Genomic DNA, 23,203 nt, shown 5'->3' with positions numbered 1-23,203 from the left:
ATGACTCAAAATGGGATTGTTTTAGTAGTTAGTATATCAGTATTTAAAGATGATAAAGTCTTAATAATAAAAGAAAATAAACCAACTGCCATTGAGAAGTGGAATTTTCCAAGTGGACGTATTGAATATGGTGAAGACATTTTCCATTCAGCTTGCAGGGAAGTAAAAGAGGAAACAGGCTTTGATGTAAAACTTAATAGCACAACTGGTGTATATAATTTTATCAGCAGTACAAACACTCAAGTTATCCTATTTCATTTTAATGCCGAGGTTACTGGTGGTTCATTGTATCTTGAAGAAGAAGAAATCTTAGATAGTAAGTGGATTAAGATAAATGAGCTAGTGAAATTTGATAATAAAGAACTAAGGGAGTCCAGGGTATTAAAGCAAATAATAGATAACTTATTAGCAGAAAAGGTACATTCAATTAATATTTATAATAAACAATTGGGTAAATAATAATTATTTTGCCAATTGTAGAATTCTAATTTAAAAGAAATCCCAAAAGTCAATTTCTTAACGTATAGGAAATCGGCTTTTTCTTTATAAAATTTTTCTTAGCGTACGAAATTCGCGTTTTGTTGGTGCTACACCATGCCCATCAACCTAAGAAAAGCAAATACCCCCAAAACGAGAAAATTGACATCTCCAGATGAAAATGTACAATTTTTTTGTTTTAGGGATGCTTTAAAATATTAGCTTGATAGCAATGGGGTGTAACCCCATATAGAAGAAACTTATTCTATATGGAAAAGTGAAGGAATAACAGCTATCATGTTTATGCAAATGTTGGAGCTAAAGAAAAACACGGTTTATAAAATAATGAAGGAATATAAAGAAATAAAGTAGCATCTCTACTATGAAAAATCCTACTTTTTCTATACTTGTAAGAATCTTTGATTTTTTGCATCAGAATAGTATTATGTATATTGAAAAAAATAAAAGACAACTCCAATTAAGAGTTGTCTTTTTGTGCAATAAAATTCCCAAAATATGAAGATATACAAACGAATATAATACGTTATAGTTGATATTATAACAAAAATAAATAGGATTGCGAATAAAAAGAATATTATATTTTTTTGGGTATAGTTAAAAATCTCTTAAAATAAACCTTTTATAAAGGTTTATTTTAAATATGATTATTGTATTTGAGGGGCTCCTTATAAATCTTAGCTATATATTTTACAAAATCAATGACGGGATAGTGTATGAGTGAACGATGCTGCGCAAAACTGACCCCTTCTTTTTCCATTTCTGAAATAATTTGTTCGATTTCCAACTCTTTTTGTTGTATTCTATTATAATTTTGATATACAATGTTTTTCCATTTATAAGAAGAACCGTGAAAATAACCTTCTCCTTTTACCATATGGCTGAATATTATTTCTATTTTTTCTCTGCGTTGTTTTTCCTTCATATGCGCTTCCGTTGACTCCATGTTTATCGCCTCTTTCCTTTGTGTGATAAATTCGGTCTAACTTAGCCAATGTATATTAATCTTGTTGGGAATTGTCGTTTAAGGCTATCTCATCAACTGTATTTGTTTTTCAAGCGCTAAATGGATTTTACATCTAAATAAGTTGATAGTGTGTATAAAATACTATCAATCTTTATTATAAAACGATTCTTTATAGGCTTGCACCTTTTTACACTCACCAAGATTTAAAACATGACGAGTATCTTCATCCATGAATGTTATCCTCAGTATCCCTTTTTATATGAAAAAATTATATAAAAAAATAGCGCTCTTAAAAGAATTTTGTTACAAATTTATTATGTTTGACTTTAAAAAAGGAACGTAATATTTATTTGTAGAAAATTTTAAGAGTAAATATAGAATGACTATTTATATGATAAGAAAAGGGGGCACTTATATGCTAACAAATGATTTAGATTTCCGATTAGAACCACGTTTAAAAGAACTGTATGAACAACATAAAATAAGAGCACAGAAGATAGACTGGGGTTATCATGAGTTTTTACCATGGGATAAGGGAATGGACTTTAAAAGAGTTCCTTGGGATGAAAGTCAAGTTACTCTTCCATCTGGTGTAATTACAGCCATTGAAACAGCTTTATTAACAGAAGTGAATTTACCATGGTTTACAACGTATTTATCTGCGACTTTTAAAGGTTCCCTTTCTGTTATTACAGACTTTATTCACACATGGACTTCAGAAGAGGATCAACATTCGAATTCATTGGAGACATATTTACTACTCACTCGAAGTGTGAACCCTAAACGAATACATGAATTAAGAAAGTCAGTCGTTGAGGGTGGATTCGAGCCAGATTTTCATACACCAATCGAAGCCATGACGTATACGACGCTACAAGAACTTGCAACGATGGTGTTTTACAATAATGTAGCTAAGGTTGCAAGTAAGCATGATCCAGATCTTGCTACATTATTACGCCGTCTCGCCAAAGATGAGACTCTTCATTATGCGTTTTATCGAGACGTCATTCGAACACATTTGGAATTAGAACCTAATTATTGCTACCATATTGCCAATGTGATTAAGAATTTTAAAATGCCAGGTGCCGTCATGCCTGATTTTGAAAATAGAATGGCTGTGATTGCAAAAGAAGCAAACTATGGACCACTACAATATTTTGATCAAGTACTTGATGTAGTGGTTGAGTATTGGGGGTTAAAAGACTTACGACCAATTGCCCCTCTAGCAGAAAAAGCAAGAATTGAGATTTTGGAGTACCATATAAGATTGAAAAAAATACGGGATCGATTTGGCCGGTTTCAAGGGAAAACTGATCTACGTTAATGAGTATGGATTTAAGAATATAAGCGGGGAAATTCCCTTACCTTTATGGGAAATCTGACACAATCCCTATTGTTTTGGGTGTGTTTTTTACTTAATTTAATTTTCGTTAAAAAAGTTATTGACGATAAAAATGATTTTATGATATTATGAAATATTTGATAAAAAATAACATATGTGTTAAGCTTGAGAAGGTTACCACATATGGAGGTGGATTATATGTTTCAAATTGGCGATAACATTGTTTATCCAATGCACGGAGCAGGTATAATTGAAGCCATAGAAGAAAAAGAGTTCTCAGGGAAAAAGCAATTGTATTATGTAATAAAAATGTCAATTAGTAATATGCAAGTCATGATTCCTACGGGTAAAATATTGAGTTCGAATATACGCCCAGTTATTGATATACTTGCATTAACGCACATTATACAAATTTTTCAGCATGGAGAGTCAGATGAATTACTGCCGTGGAAACAAAGGCATAAAGTAAACACGGATAAAATAAAAACGGGTGAAATACAAGAAGGTGCTGAAGTTATACGTGATTTAATCCGTATGAAGAAGGAAAAAGCACTGAATACAAGCGAAAAAAAATTGTTGGATGATGCATATAAATTTTTGGTCAGTGAGCTAGAATTAATTAAAGGAATCACTGAAAAACAAATAAAAAGTTTCTGTTGAGATTTATTATAAATAATGTATGACATCCCCCAGAAATATCCTGAATTTTCTGGGTATATGATGGTTATTAAAAGTAAATTATTTCAAAGACATTCAACTTCTTCAACTCACTTTTAGAGTAGGAACCTCTTTTGTTATTACTTCAATCTTATCCATTTTTATTTTTAAATTTCTTTTACGAACGTTCAAAGTTTCATCAAATAACTCGATTAAATAGTCACTTGATTTTTGCAATCCTGATTCACACTGGCACGGACAAGGATCCGTAAGGATGAAAGAGAGGTAGGGCTTTCATTGTTTTAGGTAATATATTATCTAAGTCATTATTTCTAGAAGAAAAAACAATCAATCTCACCGCTATCTCTTTAAGAGTTCCTTATATCTACTGAGACAGTGAATAGTAATTGTTTATCTTCTTTACGTAAAATTGATAAACGAACTGGTAACACCATATGGTCAACTACAAAAAATGGTTTCCAGACCAGGAAACCATTTTTAATCTTATTTACATAACAATAGTAAATGAAGCAGTAAGAAGGAGTGCACACATGAAAAAAATGTTAACAAAAGAATTAAGTAATGAATTAAGGAAGCGAGAAGGGATTATTTCTATTACAGTTGAGCCTTATGAAAAAATCGAAGTTGGTGGAATTCGTGTAGATGGACCAGCTGTGATTCTAATTAATCAAGAATAGCTAAAAATAGCTGAATGAACGAAGAAAAGGATCAGCCTTTACGAGAAGGGCAGATCCTTTTTGTTTGCTACGACTAATAATAGGATATTCGTATATTCCATCTGATGTGATGAGGTAAAAGGAAGGAGAGGGTCGGGATTATCATAGTGGAAAGCTTAATATTGGTAGGATTTCTTTTTATTTTATATACATTAGTTGATAAAAAACAAACTAAGTATTTGAAACGATAGATTGTTTTCTTTTTAAGAGCAGGATTTACCTTATAGTGAAACGGATAATTTAAAGGAGGAATTTAGATGGATGCAAGGAAAGAACGCATAAAATACGAGAAGATGTCAAAGAACTATAATCGTATTTATTTCGTTTCGTTTATCCTATTAATTGTACTTGTTTGTAGTAGTGTGATTATCATAGGAGCTACAGGTGGGAAATACGGAGTGTATTTATTGTTAGCAATTTTACTTAATGCACGTATTACGAAAGAATCTCAAAAAAAGTATGAGCACTATTCTAATAAAGGGCGTATTTAAAATCATACATATCCTAAAAGGAACAACCTAGATGTACATTCAAAATATCCGTATATCATCATCTATTAACTAGTAAAAATAACTTTATATAAATAATTTTTAGCAATTTAGAAATAGAAACCGTACCTTATTAAAATGTTATTTCCGTTCCTATAATGAATTATCCTTCTAGCATATTTATAAGATTTATATCATATATTAGGAGAAAGAATGCAAATTAGAAAGGAGTCTTATAGAATGAGTTATTCGGAAGGAAATGACTTGAGTGAACAACATATGGTAAGTACACCTAATCCCTACGTATATCAGACATTACAATCAGTAATTGGTAAATATGTGGTTATTGAAACTGTAAGAGGTAATGTAAGAGGAAAGTTAAAGGATGTGAAACCAGATCATTTGCTTATTGAAGATACGGTACCGTATATTGTACGAATTCAACAAATTGTATGGATTATGCCAAAACAATGATTAAATTACATTTAATTTGATTTATAACAAATTGGTTTCATAGACGTCCAAATAAAAACACAGGGTTTTATCTCTGTGTTTCTTCAAATTTCCTTTTTTGGATATATGCTTGAGCATGGATAATTTCTTGCTGAAGTTCTTTTAATTCTTCCGTAGATCCTGATTCAATCCCCATGTACGTAGTAACTAGACTAATCATCATATCCATCTTCTCTACTATATTTTGAATGACCTGTTCAGATTGCTCTTTTTTAGGGTGTTGTATTGCTATTAATACATTTTCTATATAATTGTTCTTTCTTTGCTGGATATCATAAATAAACTGTTTTGTGTTTGAATTCATTTGTTTTCCCTCCGTTTTGGATATATTTTCATTCTATCATATTTGAATAGAAAATATTGAGTGGGCCGTTCTTACTTGCAACATTCATCGGTCAAAGGGATTGTCACAAGTGATTTTGGTGAAGAACTCAATTATAAATGGTATGAAGTTAAGAGGTAGGTGAAAAGAGTGATTCTAAACGAGTCACTCTTTTGTTGTATAATTTTTAAATCTTAATAGATTAAATGTATTGTAAAGAAGAACAAAGAGATAGTGAACGCAACAAATTTTTACCATTCTGTTTAGGAGATGTTACTGTGAAAACTATAGAAATTGAAATAGTTAGAACTGGGAGTCGTAAGGATTTAAAAATGGACTTAGATAAAGTTGTAAAAAAGTTTCGTTCAAAGGGTTTAGAGGGTGTAGTACAATATCGAACACAAGCAATTGTAAATGGAATTGAATATTCAGCTTCAATCATTGGGTGTAAATCAGAATGATAAGGGGAAACGTAAGGGGGAGTGAAAATGATAATAAGTATTATAGCGGGAGTATTTCACTTCAGTTATTATTGTAATTATCGTTACGACTTTAATTGCACCTCGATTGTTAAAGTATTTAATACAAGGAGCATTTTAAAAAAGCAATTAATGAGTGAGGTCAGATTTTAGTTATTTTGTATATAAGCTGTCCATATGGGTAGTTTATTGTATTTTTGCTTAGCGTGGGTTTTTTCCGAAATGCTGGCGATACCTCTCATAATAAAATGAAAATAAACTTTTGAATATTAGTTTACTTTTGTTTTTAATTCCCCAATAAATATTAAATTAACTATTTGTGGTAAAATATGTATATGGTATTCAAAAAATAATAACAGAAAGAAAACTTAATGGAAAGCTCGCATCAATTGGATCCTTACTACCCAATTGATGCGAGCTAAGCAAATAAAAAAGCAGTACCACCGCTATAAAAGTGTTGGTACTGCCATATAGAGTGACAAGTGTTTTGTTAATTAAAACGTACTTGCTACTTTAATCGCTTTTTCAAGCCCTGCAGCAACAATTTCTTCTGCTTTATCAGGAAATTGATTGTGGCCCTCAATCACGACTTTCTCCATATCTTTTACACCAAAGAAGCTCATCATACTTGCTACATATTTAACAGCCATTTCCATTGGGGCTTTTGGTCCTTCAGAATATACACCGCCACTTGCGTTTAATAATGCAATTTTCTTATTTCCAATAAGACCTACTGGACCTTCTGACGTATATTTAAATGTTTTTCCCGCGCGGTTTAAGTAATCAATATAAGTGTGTAGTACAGCTGGGATTGTTAAATTCCATAATGGGAAACAAAAAACAACTTTATCAGCTGCAAGGAATTGATCTAAATATTTATCAGCAATACCTACAGCCGTTGCTTCTTCTGCTGTTAAATCAAATCCTCTACCAGACTTAAATGTACCGTTAATCATATCTACTCCTACATATGGCAATTCCTCATTGTATAAATCAAGCTCTACCACTGTATCATTTGGATGTGATTCTTTATAACTTGCTAAAAATGCATAATATAATTTCACACTCACTGATTGATCTGCTGGACGGTTGTTTGCTTTTACAAATAAAACTGTTGTCATTCTCTTCTCCTCCTGTTACTCACTTTTACGTTGTTCTATATTTACCCAGTAAAAATGGGTATCCCATTTCTTTTATAATAAAAAACAATGTGGTCAACTTTATTGACTATGTTCCGTATAGTACAATAAAAATCGAATAAAGTCAACTCGATTGACTTTATTCGATTTTATATATGAATCATCAAGTATTTATAGCATTAACAATCTCCGTATACATTACAGTCCAGCTAACTCATTCTCTTTACCCTTTTCTAATTCTTGATCAATCGCCTTTGCTAATATTTCTTTGCTAGTAAATCCTTGAATGGCTTCGTCACCAATAATGAACGTTGGAACAGCCATAATTTGAGCTTCTTGATGGGCATGTCTTAGAGCTTCTTGATGCATTTTTCGGTACTTTCGTGATACTAATGCTTCTTTAAATGCAACCTGAGAAAGTCCCACTTCCACCGCTAATTTTGTTAGCACTTCGATGTCTTCAATATTTTGTACCTCTTGGAAATGTGCAATAAACACTCTATGGTGAAACTCATTTCCTTTTCCAAGTTCCTTTGCAAATTGATAACCTTCAAACGCAAGATGTGTATACGAACGAAAATGTGGTAACTTTATTTCTAATCCTAATTTTTCAGCAGTAGGATAAATAAATGAATCCCAAGCTGCCATTACACGAGTTTGTGTCCGTGGATCAATTTTCGGAGATGGACTAGGACGCAATTCAAATGGCATCCATTCTACTTCTACATCTTTTTCCTTTACAACCTCATTCAAAGGACCTGTTGCTAAAAAACAAAATGCGCATATAAAATCAGAATAAACTTTAATTTTTATAGTCATATATACGTTTCCTCACTTTTTTTATCCAGATGTAACACGTTAAGTTACATCTGGATAAAAAAATATATGCTTACATTGTATCCGCATACTTACGGCGAAAAATTTATTTACTAATAATGTAACGGGATTGTTCCATTCTTATACTCTCTAAATACTTGACCCATGATTTATTGTGCTTAGATTACAATAAACTCTAAAACAATTTTTAGATTTGCTCCTATAGGAGAATCAAGATTCGGTTTTTCATAGAAATGAAACAATTCTTTTGCTTCTACAACATCCCCCGAGCAGTATACGTCTAATTAAGTATCTACACTGTTTTTAGAAAAAGAAAAAAGTTTCTTTTGAAACTGATCTTTCCTAACCTTAGTTTGATAACAATGGTATACCGGCAACAAAATAGAAAAACTCGAATGGTTTTTTCATCATTATTTTAACATCGATTTAAATTATATTGCCTGGAATCATCTATAACGGCATGAAACCAATAGCATTTCTTATATAGATTTATTTCATATGGGTTTTCCCATTTTGCGAGCGATATACCTATCATGAATACAAATTTATCTTGGTTCAATAACAATGTGGTAAAACATCATCCTTACAATATCTTTTTAAAACTGTACTCCATGTCCCCACCTAGAGCTTCAGGTGTATCACCAGTTTCTCTGAAATCATGTGTATGAATTTGTTCGAACGGACCAAAATCTGTTTGTTTATAAAATTCATAGCAAGGGAATCCATCATGTTTACCTTCAATATCAACAGTACCATCTTTTTTGACATGCACAATTAAAAGATAGTCAACAGTAGGTGCATTTATATTTAATGGATTGCTAGCACTTGCACTCATTTGAAACTTGACGTCATCAGAAGCCCATTCAATATCAGTGCATACAATACGTTCTGTACTAGCTTTTCCTGTTTTTTTATTGACGACACCATCTGAATTTGTAACTCTTTCCGTTGTTATACCCGTATTCCCATATGTGAAAATTTCTTCTTTATGAAAATCTACAACTACTTCTTGTTCAACTCTAGAACGCATAGCGTTTACAGTATAAGGGGTAAATTCACGTGAGTCACCTTCGAATTCGATTAAGTTTCCCTTTTGTTTATCTTCCTTAGGTCCAGTCCAACCTATTGCAGTCCAAGACATTGGAATGAATACACTTGCTCTAATTTTAACGATATTAGTCATGAGAAGCACCTCTGTAATTTTAATTTTATTTTGGATAATACATAACCTTTAATCATTGAGCAAAACAGGCCACAATTTCTTTAGAACAATCAATTGTTTTCCATTTATACTAGCTACCGCTTGTAAAGTGTGATACTCTTCTGATTCATATTTATATTTAAATTGTCTTTTTAAAACTGTATTCCATCTCTCCAGCTAGCGCCGCTGGAGTGTCACCAGTTTCTCTGTAATCATGTGTATAGATTAATTCAAATCGACCAAAATCCGTTTGCTTATAAAATTCATAGCAAGGGAACCCATCATGAGAACCTTCAATATGCAAGGCTCCACTTTTGTTAACACGTATAGTTAATAAATAGTCAGCCGCAGGTGCTGCTGTATTTAAAGGATTGTTAGCACTTGCCTTCATTTCAAAAGAGACTTCATCAGCGCCCCACAAAACATTCGTACATACAATGTTTTGTGTATCTGTTTTTCCTTTTTTATGCTCAATAGAACCATCTGGATTTGTAATTTTTACAGTTGTAATACAAGCATCTGCAAATGTGAAAATTTCTTTTTTATAAAAATCAATAATTACTTCTTGCTCTAATCTTGACCGCATTGTGTTTACAGCATATGGTGTAAATTCACGTGCATCACCAGTATATTCGAATACTCTTCCTGTTGAAGAATCTTTAATAGGTGCCAACCAAGCATATGGTGCAAATACACTACCTCTAATTTTAACGATATTAGCCATGAGAAACCTCCATAATTTATTAATTTTTATTTTGGTGAATCCTATTTCTTTCATAATCATAATATAGCCAATTCAATTGACTATATTATGCATAGTGCGATGGAATCTAACATAGTCAACATAATTGACTATGTTAAGCATAGTACAATGGAATTCCAACAAAGTCAACCGGGTTGACTTTGTTGGAGGAGGTTTTATATATGAATCATCAAGTATGTAATGAATTGGATCTTAAATCGCTTTTGTCATTATCCTTTAGTACATCGATTAATGAACTACATGACAGATTGAGTGAATTGGAATTTGAAGACATTAGACCTGTACATGATTTTATGTTTAAATGCATCACTCCTAGTGGAGCAACAGGTATAGAACTAGCCGAATATTTAGGAATTACAAAGCAAGCTGTGAGTAAAATGGTGGATTATCTTGAGAAAAGTGGTTATGTAATGCGCCAAACTTATCCCACTGATAAGAGAGGGAATATTATTGTTTTGACTGAACGAGGGTGGTTAGTAGTGCAAGCAAAAGAGGAGATACTAGCTGAGATTGAGGGGAGCTGGATTGAAAACATAGGTGCAGAACGAATGCAAATGCTCAAAGAGGATTTAACAAAATTAGTATATGAAGCAAATGAAGGTAAATTGTCACCGTGGTTAAGACCTGTCTGGTAAGAATAAAGTCTATAAAGGTGATCAACCAAACATTCATTAACTTACGAAACAGATGATTCCCCAAATGATAAAATCCGTATTTGTCTGTCAATAGTGCAAAAAAATTGTTTAGTGATGAATTAGGTAAAAGTTAAGTAGAAGCTTAGTGATTTGTTAAAAAAATATTTAAAAATCTTTAGCAACTTCTTTAGCTCTAAGAATAGCCTTTTTCTTCATTTCTTGTGCCTTTTCTGGAAACTTGTTGTGGCCTCAATAAATATTCCTTCAAAGGAGGAAGTACCGAAAAATTCCATCATAACTTCTAAATAAAGATGACCCATTTCTCTATAAGCTTCTGACCCTTCAGAGTAAATATCACCGCGTGCTTGAATGTGTAAGGCTTTTTTCCCTGTCAGTAATCCTATTGATCCTTCTTTTGAATATTTAAATGTTTTTCCTGAAACAGCCACAGCGTCCAAATATGTTTTCAAAATGGCTGGAATAACAACCGATTAACGTACTGCAATTTCCCTACCCATTTCTATATTTGTATAAAAATTGCAAATAAATAATATATGATTTTTATAAAAGAATATAGTGATATTTTGTCGTGAGTTGTACTATTTTGATATTTTATAGTAATATTTTGTCGTGAGTTATACCTGACGGCAAATAATTTATGAATCTATAAAGGAATAATGTGAAAATTTATCATTTAACCCAATTAAAAGGAGAAGGTAATGAATAATTCCATCGACATACAACACTTGTGTGATCTCGCACATAAAGCCTTTAATGTACCTGTTCACATTTTATCTACAGACAAAAAAATCTTATATCATTCTATTTCTGATGATGTTTGTAGTCCATTTTATTCTTCTAAAGAAGAACATCTTAGTGACATTTATCAAGGAAATGATCCCGATAACTTCCCACTTTTCAGATGTAACAGTTATCTTGAAAATTTCGTCCTAATTCATATAGCAAATCATGATTGTGTAAAAGGGACTATTATAATCGGTCCCACTATACACCCAAAGAGCTCAGATGATATAGCCTTTAACATCCGGAAAGAATTTAACTCAAGTAATAAAATTGAAGAAAGACTAGCCTACTATCAGTGCCTACCTGAGATTAAAAAAACTACTTTAATTGATATCGGAATCTTATTACATTACATGATTTTCAATGAAAAGTTAGATGTAGATATCGTTTTAGAAAAAAATAAATTGCTAGAGGAAGTTCCCTATAAAATTGTGAAACCTGATTTATATATTTTAAAACGCCGACAAAATAATCCTGAAACTCACAACAGGGCATTTGTACATAATTATTTTTTAGCAATCAAAGAAGGAAATAAAGAAAAATTATTACAATATATGTATGCGATTCCAAAAGAAGGTGATGGGATTATTTTAGCAGCAGATCCACTCAGAAACCAAAAGGTTCTTGGAATTATTGCGATTACTCTAGCTACTCGATATGCGATAGATGGTAACCTTCCATCAGATATTGCTTTTTCTCTTAGTCTTTTGTATATACAAACCATGGAACAACTAGATAACGTAGACTCTGTAAAGCGATTGTCAGGAGACGCTTTACGTACTTTTGCAGATCGTGTGAAAGAATACAATGCGCAAAAGTATTCAAAAACGATTACTGCATGCCTGAATCATATTAGAAAAAATGTTTACAATGAAATATCTCTCAATGAACTCGCTGATCATTTGGCGATTACCCCTACTTATTTATCTAAATTATTTAAAAAAGAAGTGGGAATTCCTTTAAGTGAATATATTCAAAGGGAACGAGTAGAAGAAGCAAAAAAATTATTAACACTAACTACATATCCATTATTAGATATTTGCACTTTGCTTAACTTTCATGACCAAAGTTATTTTATAAAGGTTTTTAAAAAAATTACAAACATGACTCCTAGACAGTATCGTGAAAAATATACCGTAATATAAGCTTGGTATCTGTTTCTGGTGCAAAAACTTTAATATACGTGTAAGTAATCTCTAAAACTTGAGCATACTGTTTCTATTACTCTAGAAATGGTACGTTATTTTGTGAAAATGATGGAGAAACGGGGTTTATCCATTTTTTATACAACTATTATGCGTTGCGTTCATCAGTATGGTTCTGAATTGGACAAATGAATCTGATTTCACCTCAAACCAATGACTCTTGAAGAGTCCATGAAACATATATCAAAGTAAAATGGCAATGGATATATTTATATCATGGTGTTAATTTGAAAGGAAACACAAACCATTTTTTTAAGCAAAACAAGAAACCAGAAGGCTGCAAAGCGCTTTTTCAAGAAAGCTTTGCGGCCTTTTCATGTTTCAATACTTCTTGTTATAACGGATCGATAAGAATCCATCTTATTATCTTCATGTCAAGTATTGAGGTGGTTAGAATGAATTGTATTTCAGAGGTTTTTTTATGACTATATAAAGATGTTTTTGAATAATATGGAAAATTAATTATTTATTAACAGTAATATCGGGAATTATTCCATAAAACTTAATAATATATCATATATTACTTGATATATCCACATTTCATGCAATTATGCATACCTAAATAAAGGTAAAAAAGTATAAGTAATACCATTAAATTATTCTATAAATGTTTTTCTAAAATACAAACTACCCCCCTCTAAATTAATATAGTTATTTTTTTATTGAATATATTAAGTTATAATCATTATAATTAATACAATAGAATTCATCATTAATTTTATTAGTATAATATCCTTTCACTCATATTAAGTATGTAACAATAAAATTATCAAATATATAAGATAAAATTCTACTATTTACGACAAAATCTTACTATATACGCATCGGAAATTTAATGTTTTAATAAATAACATAACTGGTACGACCACTAAGAAAGGGGCAAATTACACTAAATAGGAGTTTAGTAAAGTTGCAAGTAACATTATGTTGTTTCAAACTTTCTTAATATTCAGTTATTTTAAAAGGTCTCGAATCACAAAAGTATTATATTTGTACAAAATTGGTTTTAAGTTTCTACATAGCAAAAGTGATTTTATTTCGCAATAAAAGTATAAGCAATGTACAGTATAATTTCATCTTTTGTAATTTTGTAGGGATTTTACCGGCAAAACTAGGGGGAAATATTATGAGATCAGTATCAAAAAAAGTCATGGCAGGGTTAGGTGTAGGAGCAATGAGTCTATCTATCTGGGCTCCTTCAAGTCAAGCAGCAGCTCCAGCAAATAATGAATATCATACTATTCATTTGGCAGCTAATACAAACATAGCTTGGGATGTATATAAAGGGTGGCAATCTGATGATGCAGGTATTGTTCTATGGGATGGAGCCCGTGGTGACAATGAACAATTTGTATTTTTCCCACTTGATGGAGGAGCATATGCAATCGTAAATAAAAATAGTGGAAAACCTGTAGGGATTGGTAATGCTTTCATTGGTAGTGATGGTGTTCGTGATTTTTACAATGACAATGATCAGGGGTTGCGACAAACGAGTTGGACTGGTGCCGCTAATGAACAATGGTATTTACGAGACAAGGGAAATAATAATTTTGAAATTGTAAACCAAGGATCTGGGAAAGTTGCATCTTGGGCGGGGGTTCAAAGGTATGGATTTAAAGATTATGTAGATTTGGATGAATCAAATCCTTCTGATAATAATAGGGTATTTCATATTCCAGCTGCACGCAGTACTTTTTCATTACCAACCTTACCAGCTGTAGGAACTAGACCAAATGCTCCAGATTATAATACAAGTGGGACTATTGATCAACAATTACCTCAAACGTCAAATTCTGTTGTTGTTGGGGCATCTTTAATACCATCTATCATGGTCAAGGATAATGGTGCGAGTGATTATACAAAAATACACAATTCACCATATTATGTCTTAGTAAAAGAAGAATATTGGGAGAAAGTACGCTCAGAAATTATTCCTGCTGGTGCCACTAGTAAATATACAGTTAAATCAGGTGTAAGTGAGATAGATCAAAAAAAGATGTCTGATACGCTTGCAATGAGCTTTGGTTCAGACTTGGGATTGAAATTTGGAGAATCATCTCTATCAATTAAATCGAGTGTTTCAAGAACAATACAAACAGAAGTTACTAAAACTTCTACGAATGCAACGGAAGAAACAGAGGAAAAGAGTATTCCAAGTATACCTGGTAAAAACACAGGATTTACAGCATATCAACTGGTAACAAAATATACAGTAAAGAGAACAGACGGTTCAGTTGTTACAGATCCTTCGATTGTAAGAGACAGTAAGCAAACGATAGCAAGAACAATAGCTAAATAAATAAGAAACATATTGCAATATACTTCAACAGTACGTGGACAAGCAAAGTGAAGTGCTGGAGCCCCCTCAAAAAATGAGGGGGTTTCCCTTGTTATAATTATTTGTTTACTTCAAATGATAAAATAAGTATTTCTATTCCAATTACATATTCCCTCCTTGCTATATTTAAAAGGAAGAAATATTTAGATTCGAAAAAAGAGAAACGTCAAGTAACTCCCAAATACACAATAAGGGTTGATTTTAAGTCACTTTTTGTTTGAAAGGACTTTAATGGAACGAATTGAAAAGGAAAGGATGATTTATATGAAGAAAAGGAATAATTTTATGTTCCAAAAACCGATGAAAGTACTTGCTACATCTGTTATTTTGGCAACTACACTATTTACACCTACTTTAACAAATAACTTGACAGTTCAAGCTGAAACGGTTGCCACGCAAACTGAAAATCAGTATGAACAGAGGGAGTTTAAACTTCCAGGTACAGGAGATTACTATGAAGAAGCACAAAGAGAAAGAAGATCATATACAAAATCATATATGCCAACAGGAATCTATGTAAAACCGAATGAACAAGTTACAATTGAAGTATCGGGAACAAAAAAGATTAAAGCAATTATTGGGACAACTGAATATGATAAAGAAGGAGGAAAAGAAATTGACCTTTCTCCTGGTTCTAACACGATCTCCTCTCCGAACGGTGGTTTATTAGGGTTTGATAACTATCAAAAAACAGGAACAGTTACGGTGAAAGTAACACAAGGCGGGAGCCCTGTTCCATTCTTTGAACTAGGGAAACATACGAAAGAAGACTGGATTGCAATGATGGACAAGTACCCAGATGCACATGCTGTACAATTGAAATCAGAAAAAGCAGTACTTACTGTTACGCAGGATAGTGCCAAGAAATATATCGTGGACCAAGATCCTGTTCCTCTATTAAAAAAATATGATGAAATGATTCGAGCACAAGATAAGATATCAGGGTTATCTGAAACAGACCCGAGTCCGTTGCATCGTCCAACTCGTCGCATTTGGGCTTTTGCAGAAAATCCTAACAAAAACACTTGGGGCATGTATGCAAGTACTAATGGAGTATTTTTTACTACTGCTGGTAACGCAATCGAAAGTGCTTTAGATGTTAATAAATTTGGATGGGGACAAATGCATGAAGCAGGACATAAAAGGCAGCAACAGCCATGGACGTGGGATGATCGAAGGGGTACGTGGGAAGTAACTGTTAACCTATATTCTTTAGCTGCACAAAAGCAATTATTCCCGAATCAACCAACACGTTTAGAACAAAATAAGGATTACGATAGAGCCTTTACGTATTTAAAACAAACAGATAAAGAATATAAAAATATTGACGACTTGTTTGTGAAACTTGTTATGCTTTGGCAACTTCAATTAGCATATGGTGAAGATTTTTATCCAAATCTTCACAAACTATATCGAGAGTTACCACAGAATCAAACTAGATTAGATGCTGAAGGAAAAATACAATTATTTATTTACAATACATCGAAAGTAGCGAAACAAAATTTACTTCCATTTTTTGATCAATGGGGGCTGAAAGCATCACAAGAAACGAGACAAAAAGTAGAAGCTTTAAATAATCCAACATTAATTGCCCCTATATGGGAAGCGACGGATGCTAAACCTGTTAAACCACTAGCTGTATTGTCTAAAAAAATAATGAAAGCAAGTGCAAACAGCGAGGAATCATGGCATGATCCAGCTAGGAATGCAATTGATGACAATCCAAACACTATTTGGCATAGCAAATGGAGTACAACAAATCAATATCCATACAACTTAACGTTAGATCTCGATCAGACGAAATCGATTACTCAAGTAGCGTGTCTCCCGCGTCAAGATGGTGGGATTAATGGCCGTATTTTAAACTATAATATTTATACAAGTATGGATGGTAGTAACTATCAAAAAGTAGCTTCTGGAACATGGGAAAATAGTATGACACAAAAATTGGCAACATTCGAACCTGTTTCCGCTAAATATGTAAAAGTGGAAGTAACGAACGGAAAGAATGGATTTGCTTCTATAGCAGAAGTAGATGTTCTAACTGATTCTTCGCCTGTTAAACCATAAGTATTACCAAAACATACAAGGTGTAACTTTTAAATAAAGTTTGATAAAAAAGCTTGCTTGATTAATAATCACAAGCTTTTTTTGTTTCTTGGGTGTTTTTGTCTATCCCCTTGAAAAGAGGGAATTAGAAAAAAGTAACCCAAAATCCTTATTTATAAGGATTTTGGGTTATTTTTAAAAATAGGTGTGTCAAAACATCTAGAATTCTACTGATATGTTTCAAAAGTGATTTGGTTGTAATTTTGAAATGAAAAGACCTATTTTTTGCTATGTCATATAGTACACTTTTTGACATAGCGTATAAATTTAAAATCAATTAAGCTAATTCCCCCTGTTCGGGGGTTTGAGAAAAAATACCCAATCTAGCTTATTTAGAAAGGATAACGTTTTTTAATACCCCATCACAATCAAGCTAAGAAAAGCAAATGCCCCAAAACGATAAAAACGATCAAGATGTAAAGATGGGGGTATTATGATATCTTAACTTGATGGGTGCACGGTTAGGCCCCTTTTATAAACTCATTATTTACCAGACAGGTCTTAACCTCGATGATGTTTTACCCTCATTTGCTTCATAAACTAACTTTGTTAAATCTTCCTTGAGCATTTGCATTCTTTCATCGCCTATGTTTTCAATCCAACGTTGTTCAATTTCAGTTAGTATCTTCTCTTTTGCTTGCACTACTAGCCAACCTTTTTCGGTCAAAACAATAATTTTCCCTCTCTTATCAGTTGGATGAGCTTTGCGCATTACATAACCACTTTTCTCAAGATAATCCACCATTTTACTCACAGCTTGCTTTGTAATTCCTAAATATTCGGCTAGTTCTATACCTGTCGCTCCATTAGGAGTGATGCATTTAAACATAAAACCGTGTATAGGTCTAATATCTCCAAATCCCAATTCCCTCAATTTGTCATGTAGTTCATTGATTGATGCGCTAAAGGATAATGACAAAAGTGACGTAAGGTCCAATTCACTAAATACTGGATGACTCATACATAAAACCTCCTTAAATGAAGTCAATACGATTGACTTCATCCGATTTCTATTGTACTATATGGCATATAGTCAATCAAATTTACTATAATTAGTTATAAGAGAAATAAGGGATCCAACGAAACAAAAATTAATAAATTATGGAGGTTTCTCATGGCCGACATCGTGAAAATTAGAGGAAGTGTGTTTGCCCCGTATGCTTGGTTAGAACATATTAAAGATCCTACAACAGGAAAACTTTTTGAATATCCTGGTGATGCGCGTGAATTTACACCATATGCTGTAAACACAATGCGGTCAAGATTAGAGCAAGAAGTGATTATTGATTTTTATAAAAAGAAATTTTTTCACATGCAAATGCTTGTATCGTAACTGTGAAAATTACAAATCCAGATGGTTATATCGAGTATAAAAAAGGGCCCGTTCCATGTTGAGATTGAAATCATTTCGAACAGCACCTATATACTAAGTAGTATCGAAGCTATGCATATGGTTAAAAAACCTCTTGAAAACGTTATCAAACATAGTTGTAATCTAAGTGGTTAATGATAAACAGTAATTGAATACTTTTCACATAGGATTGTGACTGTTCGGCAGGCAAAACCTAAATTCATACCAAGAATACAATTATGCTGTATTTTTGGTATGAATTTAGGTTTTTTATTTAGGCTAATAAGTAGGTGATGATATATGAAAATCAAAAAAGTATTAAACAATAACGTAGTCTTAGTAGAAAATGATAATAATACAGAAATGATTGTCATGGGTAAAGGTATTGCTTTCCAAAAAAAATCGGGCGAAGATATTGATCCTTCCCAAGTTGATAAAACATTTGTTTTAGAAGCAAAAGGTTTAACAGATAAATTAGCCCATCTTATTAACGAAATTCCATCCGAACATTTGGATTTATCGGATGAAATTATCACCTACGCTAAATCAAAGTTATCTGGAAAAATTGGTGATAATATTTATCTTACCTTAACCGATCATATTAGTTTTTCAATTTCTCGCTTTCAACAAGGTTTCATACTCAAAAACGCGTTGCTTTGGGAAGTAAAGAAATTCTATCGCAATGAATATGAAGTTGCCTTACACGCATTACAAATCATTGAAAGGAAAACTGGTTATAAGCTACCTGAAGATGAAGCTGGTTCGATTGCTCTTCACCTCATTAATGCTCAACAAAACCAAAATGATATGGAAGACACGATGAATATGACGAAAATGGTAAATGATGTTCTTACTATCGTTAAATATCATTACGGTTTAGAGCTAGATGAAAATTCAATTAATTATAGTCGCTTTGTTACTCATTTAAGATATTTTGCCTATAGATTGACTCATAATCAATCTGCTATTGAAGGTGAGAAAGAATTATATGAACAAGTAAAGGCAAAATATCCTGAAGCTTATCAATGTACCCAAAAGGTAAAAGCTTATATTGAGTCTACTTATGGTAAAAAACCAAACAAAGATGAAATGCTTTATTTAATGCTTCACATTAACCGTATTACATCACGAGAAAAACATAATAATTGAACCACAGGATTGTGACTGTTCGGCAGGCAAAACCTGGGTTGACCTTTCTTATTCGAGTTCATTATTTCGAATAAGAAAAATCAACCCAGGTTTTTTTATAAAAATAAAATTAAAGGAGTGCTATAAATGAGCTATACAAGCTTAGCTAAAGAAATTCTCCAACATATTGGTGGAGAGAATAACGTCAATAGTTTAGAACATTGTGCTACACGCTTACGCTTTAAAGTAAAAGACAGCAACAAAGTAAATAAAGAAGTATTAGAAAATGTAAAAGGTGTTATTAGTGTTGTTCAAACTGGTGGCCAACAACAAGTAGTAATTGGTAGCCATGTTTCTGATGTATTTAAAGAAATTAATAAAATTGGTAACTTCTCAAAAGATGCTAATGAAACATCTGAAGAAAAAACATCGCTTTCTGGAAAAATATTCGAATTAATTTCTGGTACGTTTACTCCATTACTAGCACCGCTTGCAGGAGCAGGTATGCTGAAGGCTCTTTTAGGCGTATTAGTCATGTTTGATTTGTTATCGGATAAAAGTGGTACGTATGCTATTTTATCTGCCGCTGGTAATGCTATTCTATACTTCTTACCTATAATGATAGGTTTTACTTTAGCTACGAAATTAGGAGCTAACCCATACATGGGTGGTATTATCGGAGCCGCTCTATTAGAACCAAACTTTACAGCTTTATTAGCTAATGGAGATACAAGCTCATTCCTAGGAATACCAGTTATCTTGATAGACTATTCTTCTCAAATCGTACCATCATTTATATCGGTACTTATTTACGCTCAGTTAGAGAAATTCTTGAAAAAAGTTATATACAAAGATTTACAAATGTTTTTAGTACCAATGCTTTCATTAATGATTATCGTACCATTAGCTGCTATCGCATTCGGTCCTTTTGGAACCTATGTAGGTAAAATGGTTGCTACAGGAATTAATTTCTTAAGTGAACATAGCGGACTATTAACTGGGGCTGTTGTTGGTGGTACCATGGTTTTCCTTATTATGTTTGGATTACATTGGGCTCTTGTTCCAATGAGTATCGAAAACTTAATGAACGGTGGAGACCCAATCGACCCAATGTGGGCTGCAAGTACATTCGCTCAAACGGGTATCGCACTAGGTATCTTTTTAAAAACAAAAAATAAAGAAACAAAATCTCTTGCTGGTTCAACAGCATTAACAGGGATACTTGCAGGTGTAACAGAACCCATTCTATACGGATTAATTGCAACTCATAAACGTACATTAAAATATGTTGTTATTGTCGGAGCGATTGGTGGTGCTTTCATTGGGGCATTTAAAGCTGAAAACAATGCCTTTGCCCTTCATTCTATATTTACACTAAGTGGTACAACAACACCATGGCTTCCATACTTCTTAATGATTATCATGACAGTAGGGGGAGCAGCAGCCTTAACATATTTCTTAGGTTACGAGAATAAAGAGGAACTACAAAATAAAGAAACATCTAAAGAAGCTGGTGCAACGGTTGTAAAAAAAGAAGGAATTGTAAGTCCTTTAACAGGAACCATTACTCCTTTAAACCAAGTAAAAGATGCTGTATTTGCATCTGAGGCAATGGGAAAAGGGATTGCGATTGAGCCAACTGTTGGTGAAGTCCATTCACCAGTAAACGGTGTCATTACAACGATCTTCCCTACTGGACATGCTGTTGGTATTACATCAGATGATGGAGCAGAAATTCTTATTCATATTGGCATTGATACGGTTCAATTAGAAGGAAAATATTTCAATGCACATGTGAAAACGGGTGACAAAGTAAGAAAAGGACAACATTTAATCGACTTTGATATAGAAAAGATTAAAGAGGCTGGCTACCTTGTAACAACACCTGTAATTATTACAAATACTGCACAATATACGGATATCATTGAAACAAATAAAGAACAAATTACTAAAAATGAAGATTTACTAACTCTAATATTTTAATAACATCTAGCTGATTGGGGATAAACTATACTTATTCCCAATTGGTTGAACATATTTTGGAGGGACACATAATGTTGAATAGCTTCTCAAAACCGTTTCCAAAAGACTTTTTATGGGGTGGTGCAACGGCAGCAAACCAAATAGAAGGTGCATACCAAGAAAAAGGAAAAGGCCTTTCTACAGCAGACGTATTACCACATGGTGTTTTTAGCCCGCAAGATTATTCAATGGAAGGCTATTATCCTTACCACACTGCAATTGATTTTTATCACAACTATAAAGAAGATATCGCCTTGTTTGCTGAAATGGGCTTTAAATGCTTCCGTATGAGTATTGCATGGACTCGTATTTTCCCAAATGGTGACGAATTAGAACCAAATGAGGAAGGTTTAAAATTTTACGATGACATATTTTCTGAATTGGCAAAATACAACATTCAGCCTATTGTTACCATTTCTCACTATGAAATGCCACTCGCTTTAGTGAAAAATTATGGTGGTTGGAAAAACCGTAAACTTATAGAATTTTATGAGCGCTTTGCTAGAACTCTTTTTACTCGCTACAAAGATCAAGTAAAATATTGGATGACATTTAATGAAATTAATTTTGTTATCCATGCCCCATTTACTGGCGGTGGACTTGAGTTTGAGGAAGGAGAAAATGTAAAACACACACAATATCAAGCGGCTCATCACCAATTTGTTGCCAGTGCTCTGGCAGTAAAAGCAGGTCATGAGCTTATTCCAGATAGCAAAATTGGTTGTATGCTTGCCTATGCTCCAACTTATCCTTATTCTTGTAATCCAGAAGATGTGTGGACAGCCATGATGTTAGATCGTGAAACAGTGTTTTTCACAGATGTACAAGTACGTGGATACTATCCTTCCTATACGGAGCGCTACTTTGCTGAACATAATATTACAATTAAAGTGGAGCCTAGTGATGAAGAAATTCTTCGTACTCATAAAGTAGACTATTTAGGCTTCAGTTATTATAACAGCGGTACGGCCTCTGCAACTCCTGAAGAACATAAGGCTTCTGATGGTAACTTACAATTAGGAGGCGTAGAAAACCCATACTTAGAAGCATCTGAATGGGGATGGGAAATCGATCCGAAAGGCCTTCGAATTGCTTTAAATACGTTATACGACCGTTACCAAATCCCTTTATTTATCGTTGAAAATGGTTTTGGTGCTGTTGATATTTTAGAAAATGAGTCTGTAAATGATGATTACCGTATTAGCTATTTCCGTGATCATATTGCTGAAATAAAGGAAGCTATCGCTGATGGTGTGGACTTAATCGGTTATACTACATGGGGGCCTATTGACCTTGTAAGTGCTTCTACTGCTGAAATGAAAAAACGTTACGGCTTTATCTATGTAGATAAGGATAACGGAGGTAATGGAACATTAAAACGTTACAAAAAGAAAAGTTTCAATTGGTACAAGCAAGTCATTGCTTCTAATGGTGAAGATTTAAATTAAGAATGTATAAAGGATGGTCGTAATTAAAGATTGATTACGATCATCCTTTTATATTTTGTATCTTTAGGGGTCCTACCACATTGCTATCAACCTTAGAAAAACAAATATTCCAAAGCGCGAAAATTGGCATCAAAAGGTGAAAATGTACAGTCTTTTTTTAGGTGTTATGAAGTTCTTAAGTTGATGGGCATGTTGCTGTACACCTATATGAAAAAGCTCGAAT

General features: G+C 33.0%; 21 protein-coding genes and 4 pseudogenes. 17 read left to right on the top strand and 8 right to left on the bottom strand.

Translation table 11 applies throughout. The features are described 5' to 3' along the window. Both F0362_RS29180 and F0362_RS31150 read left to right on the top strand, forming a co-directional pair. The gene (locus F0362_RS29180; RefSeq protein ID WP_000192937.1) at window positions 1–459 is read left to right on the top strand and encodes an NUDIX hydrolase; all 459 of its coding nucleotides are present in this window, start codon (window positions 1–3) and stop codon (window positions 457–459) included. A 267-nt stretch (window positions 460–726) separates the two neighbouring features. After that, window positions 727–849: pseudogene (locus tag F0362_RS31150) on the top strand (recombinase family protein); the annotation flags it as partial. A 283-nt stretch (window positions 850–1,132) separates the two neighbouring features. On the opposite strand, the gene F0362_RS29170 reads toward F0362_RS31150, so the two are convergent. After that, a complete protein-coding gene (locus F0362_RS29170; protein WP_000446158.1) occupies window positions 1,133–1,441 on the bottom strand; it encodes a hypothetical protein in 309 nt (102 codons plus the stop codon). Window positions 1,442–1,877: 436 nt separating this feature from the next. Between F0362_RS29170 and F0362_RS29165 the strand changes: the two genes are divergently transcribed. The 5 genes from F0362_RS29165 to F0362_RS29140 all read left to right on the top strand — a co-directional run bounded on the left by F0362_RS29165 (window position 1,878) and on the right by F0362_RS29140 (window position 5,160). Then, a complete protein-coding gene (locus F0362_RS29165) occupies window positions 1,878–2,786 on the top strand; it encodes an acyl-ACP desaturase (RefSeq protein WP_000957106.1) in 909 nt (302 codons plus the stop codon). Window positions 2,787–3,002: 216 nt separating this feature from the next. Continuing rightward, the gene (locus tag F0362_RS29160) at window positions 3,003–3,464 is read left to right on the top strand and encodes a CarD family transcriptional regulator (RefSeq protein WP_000486300.1); all 462 of its coding nucleotides are present in this window, start codon (window positions 3,003–3,005) and stop codon (window positions 3,462–3,464) included. 548 nt (window positions 3,465–4,012) lie between these two features. Then, window positions 4,013–4,159, top strand: coding sequence for a BC1881 family protein (locus F0362_RS29150; RefSeq protein ID WP_000738554.1), 147 nt, complete (start codon window positions 4,013–4,015; stop codon window positions 4,157–4,159). Between the two features lie 296 nt (window positions 4,160–4,455). After that, entirely contained in the window at window positions 4,456–4,689 is a 234-nt protein-coding gene (locus F0362_RS29145) for a hypothetical protein (RefSeq protein ID WP_000340040.1), read from the top strand. A gap of 237 nt (window positions 4,690–4,926) precedes the next feature. Continuing rightward, on the top strand, window positions 4,927–5,160 hold the full coding sequence (locus F0362_RS29140; protein ID WP_000122224.1) for a YuzF family protein: 234 nt from the start codon (window positions 4,927–4,929) through the stop codon (window positions 5,158–5,160). A gap of 67 nt (window positions 5,161–5,227) precedes the next feature. Here the strand turns inward: F0362_RS29140 and F0362_RS29135 are convergent, their stop codons facing one another. Next, window positions 5,228–5,503 (bottom strand): hypothetical protein, encoded by a 276-nt coding sequence (locus F0362_RS29135; protein WP_001087721.1) that lies wholly within the window; start codon window positions 5,501–5,503, stop codon window positions 5,228–5,230. A 296-nt stretch (window positions 5,504–5,799) separates the two neighbouring features. On the opposite strand from F0362_RS29135, the gene F0362_RS29130 reads away from it, so the two are divergent. Continuing rightward, a complete protein-coding gene (locus F0362_RS29130; RefSeq protein ID WP_000848331.1) occupies window positions 5,800–5,982 on the top strand; it encodes a hypothetical protein in 183 nt (60 codons plus the stop codon). A gap of 512 nt (window positions 5,983–6,494) precedes the next feature. On the opposite strand, the gene F0362_RS29125 is transcribed toward F0362_RS29130, so the two are convergent. The 4 genes from F0362_RS29125 to F0362_RS29110 all read right to left on the bottom strand — a co-directional run bounded on the left by F0362_RS29125 (window position 6,495) and on the right by F0362_RS29110 (window position 9,901). Next, complete coding sequence (locus tag F0362_RS29125; protein ID WP_000214301.1) at window positions 6,495–7,121, bottom strand: FMN-dependent NADH-azoreductase; 627 nt, start codon at window positions 7,119–7,121, stop codon at window positions 6,495–6,497. Between the two features lie 216 nt (window positions 7,122–7,337). Further along, window positions 7,338–7,958, bottom strand: coding sequence for a DsbA family oxidoreductase (locus F0362_RS29120; RefSeq protein WP_002040165.1), 621 nt, complete (start codon window positions 7,956–7,958; stop codon window positions 7,338–7,340). 601 nt (window positions 7,959–8,559) lie between these two features. After that, entirely contained in the window at window positions 8,560–9,159 is a 600-nt protein-coding gene (locus F0362_RS29115; RefSeq protein ID WP_000182098.1) for a DUF3238 domain-containing protein, read from the bottom strand. A gap of 157 nt (window positions 9,160–9,316) precedes the next feature. Then, window positions 9,317–9,901, bottom strand: a complete 585-nt coding sequence (locus F0362_RS29110) for a DUF3238 domain-containing protein (protein WP_001284288.1) — start codon at window positions 9,899–9,901, stop codon at window positions 9,317–9,319. A gap of 200 nt (window positions 9,902–10,101) precedes the next feature. Here F0362_RS29110 and F0362_RS29105 point away from each other — a divergent pair, with 200 nt between their 5' ends. After that, on the top strand, window positions 10,102–10,575 hold the full coding sequence (locus F0362_RS29105; protein ID WP_001016480.1) for a MarR family winged helix-turn-helix transcriptional regulator: 474 nt from the start codon (window positions 10,102–10,104) through the stop codon (window positions 10,573–10,575). A 165-nt stretch (window positions 10,576–10,740) separates the two neighbouring features. Here the strand turns inward: F0362_RS29105 and F0362_RS29100 are convergent. Further along, a pseudogene (locus tag F0362_RS29100) lies at window positions 10,741–11,054 on the bottom strand (NAD(P)H-dependent oxidoreductase); the annotation flags it as partial. A gap of 240 nt (window positions 11,055–11,294) precedes the next feature. On the opposite strand from F0362_RS29100, the gene F0362_RS29095 reads away from it, so the two are divergent. From F0362_RS29095 to F0362_RS29080, 4 genes and pseudogenes are all read left to right on the top strand, one after another. Beyond that, window positions 11,295–12,524 (top strand): helix-turn-helix domain-containing protein, encoded by a 1,230-nt coding sequence (locus tag F0362_RS29095; protein WP_001065619.1) that lies wholly within the window; start codon window positions 11,295–11,297, stop codon window positions 12,522–12,524. A gap of 102 nt (window positions 12,525–12,626) precedes the next feature. After that, window positions 12,627–12,963: pseudogene (locus tag F0362_RS31145) on the top strand (DDE-type integrase/transposase/recombinase); the annotation flags it as partial. Window positions 12,964–13,710: 747 nt separating this feature from the next. Continuing rightward, window positions 13,711–14,883 carry an RICIN domain-containing protein gene (locus F0362_RS29085; protein ID WP_001258160.1) on the top strand — a complete coding sequence of 391 codons (1,173 nt, stop codon included), beginning with the start codon at window positions 13,711–13,713 and terminating at the stop codon, window positions 14,881–14,883. 270 nt (window positions 14,884–15,153) lie between these two features. Continuing rightward, entirely contained in the window at window positions 15,154–16,992 is a 1,839-nt protein-coding gene (locus F0362_RS29080) for a M60 family metallopeptidase (RefSeq protein ID WP_002156201.1), read from the top strand. Between the two features lie 526 nt (window positions 16,993–17,518). Here the strand turns inward: F0362_RS29080 and F0362_RS29075 are convergent. Next, window positions 17,519–17,992 (bottom strand): MarR family winged helix-turn-helix transcriptional regulator, encoded by a 474-nt coding sequence (locus tag F0362_RS29075; protein ID WP_098009804.1) that lies wholly within the window; start codon window positions 17,990–17,992, stop codon window positions 17,519–17,521. Window positions 17,993–18,145: 153 nt separating this feature from the next. Between F0362_RS29075 and F0362_RS29070 the strand changes: the two are divergent. The 4 genes and pseudogenes from F0362_RS29070 (at window position 18,146) to F0362_RS29055 (ending at window position 22,980) form a co-directional block, all read left to right on the top strand. Beyond that, window positions 18,146–18,426, top strand: a pseudogene (locus F0362_RS29070) (DUF3238 domain-containing protein). A gap of 256 nt (window positions 18,427–18,682) precedes the next feature. Then, the gene (gene licT / locus F0362_RS29065) at window positions 18,683–19,531 is read left to right on the top strand and encodes a BglG family transcription antiterminator LicT (RefSeq protein WP_000694490.1); all 849 of its coding nucleotides are present in this window, start codon (window positions 18,683–18,685) and stop codon (window positions 19,529–19,531) included. A 126-nt stretch (window positions 19,532–19,657) separates the two neighbouring features. Further along, entirely contained in the window at window positions 19,658–21,493 is a 1,836-nt protein-coding gene (locus F0362_RS29060) for a beta-glucoside-specific PTS transporter subunit IIABC (protein WP_000122701.1), read from the top strand. A gap of 74 nt (window positions 21,494–21,567) precedes the next feature. Further along, window positions 21,568–22,980, top strand: coding sequence for an aryl-phospho-beta-d-glucosidase (locus tag F0362_RS29055; protein ID WP_149890210.1), 1,413 nt, complete (start codon window positions 21,568–21,570; stop codon window positions 22,978–22,980). Window positions 22,981–23,203 lie beyond the last annotated feature (223 nt).

It is taken from the genome of Bacillus sp. BS98, from assembly GCF_008432245.1.
Classification (GTDB): Bacteria; Bacillota; Bacilli; order Bacillales; family Bacillaceae_G; genus Bacillus_A; species Bacillus_A toyonensis.
Note: the sequence above shows the minus strand (reverse complement) of the source record. Positions and strands in the feature narration are given on the sequence as shown.

Coding starts and splice junctions, on each gene's coding strand:
- F0362_RS29180 (WP_000192937.1), top strand. CDS start 1: ATGACTCAAAATGGGATTGTTTTAGTAGTTAGTATATCAGTATTTAAA.
- F0362_RS29170 (WP_000446158.1), bottom strand. CDS start 1,441: ATGGAGTCAACGGAAGCGCATATGAAGGAAAAACAACGCAGAGAAAAA.
- F0362_RS29165 (WP_000957106.1), top strand. CDS start 1,878: ATGCTAACAAATGATTTAGATTTCCGATTAGAACCACGTTTAAAAGAA.
- F0362_RS29160 (WP_000486300.1), top strand. CDS start 3,003: ATGTTTCAAATTGGCGATAACATTGTTTATCCAATGCACGGAGCAGGT.
- F0362_RS29150 (WP_000738554.1), top strand. CDS start 4,013: ATGAAAAAAATGTTAACAAAAGAATTAAGTAATGAATTAAGGAAGCGA.
- F0362_RS29145 (WP_000340040.1), top strand. CDS start 4,456: ATGGATGCAAGGAAAGAACGCATAAAATACGAGAAGATGTCAAAGAAC.
- F0362_RS29140 (WP_000122224.1), top strand. CDS start 4,927: ATGAGTTATTCGGAAGGAAATGACTTGAGTGAACAACATATGGTAAGT.
- F0362_RS29135 (WP_001087721.1), bottom strand. CDS start 5,503: ATGAATTCAAACACAAAACAGTTTATTTATGATATCCAGCAAAGAAAG.
- F0362_RS29125 (WP_000214301.1), bottom strand. CDS start 7,121: ATGACAACAGTTTTATTTGTAAAAGCAAACAACCGTCCAGCAGATCAA.
- F0362_RS29120 (WP_002040165.1), bottom strand. CDS start 7,958: ATGACTATAAAAATTAAAGTTTATTCTGATTTTATATGCGCATTTTGT.
- F0362_RS29115 (WP_000182098.1), bottom strand. CDS start 9,159: ATGACTAATATCGTTAAAATTAGAGCAAGTGTATTCATTCCAATGTCT.
- F0362_RS29110 (WP_001284288.1), bottom strand. CDS start 9,901: ATGGCTAATATCGTTAAAATTAGAGGTAGTGTATTTGCACCATATGCT.
- F0362_RS29105 (WP_001016480.1), top strand. CDS start 10,102: ATGAATCATCAAGTATGTAATGAATTGGATCTTAAATCGCTTTTGTCA.
- F0362_RS29095 (WP_001065619.1), top strand. CDS start 11,295: ATGAATAATTCCATCGACATACAACACTTGTGTGATCTCGCACATAAA.
- F0362_RS29085 (WP_001258160.1), top strand. CDS start 13,711: ATGAGATCAGTATCAAAAAAAGTCATGGCAGGGTTAGGTGTAGGAGCA.
- F0362_RS29080 (WP_002156201.1), top strand. CDS start 15,154: ATGGAACGAATTGAAAAGGAAAGGATGATTTATATGAAGAAAAGGAAT.
- F0362_RS29075 (WP_098009804.1), bottom strand. CDS start 17,992: ATGAGTCATCCAGTATTTAGTGAATTGGACCTTACGTCACTTTTGTCA.
- licT (WP_000694490.1), top strand. CDS start 18,683: ATGAAAATCAAAAAAGTATTAAACAATAACGTAGTCTTAGTAGAAAAT.
- F0362_RS29060 (WP_000122701.1), top strand. CDS start 19,658: ATGAGCTATACAAGCTTAGCTAAAGAAATTCTCCAACATATTGGTGGA.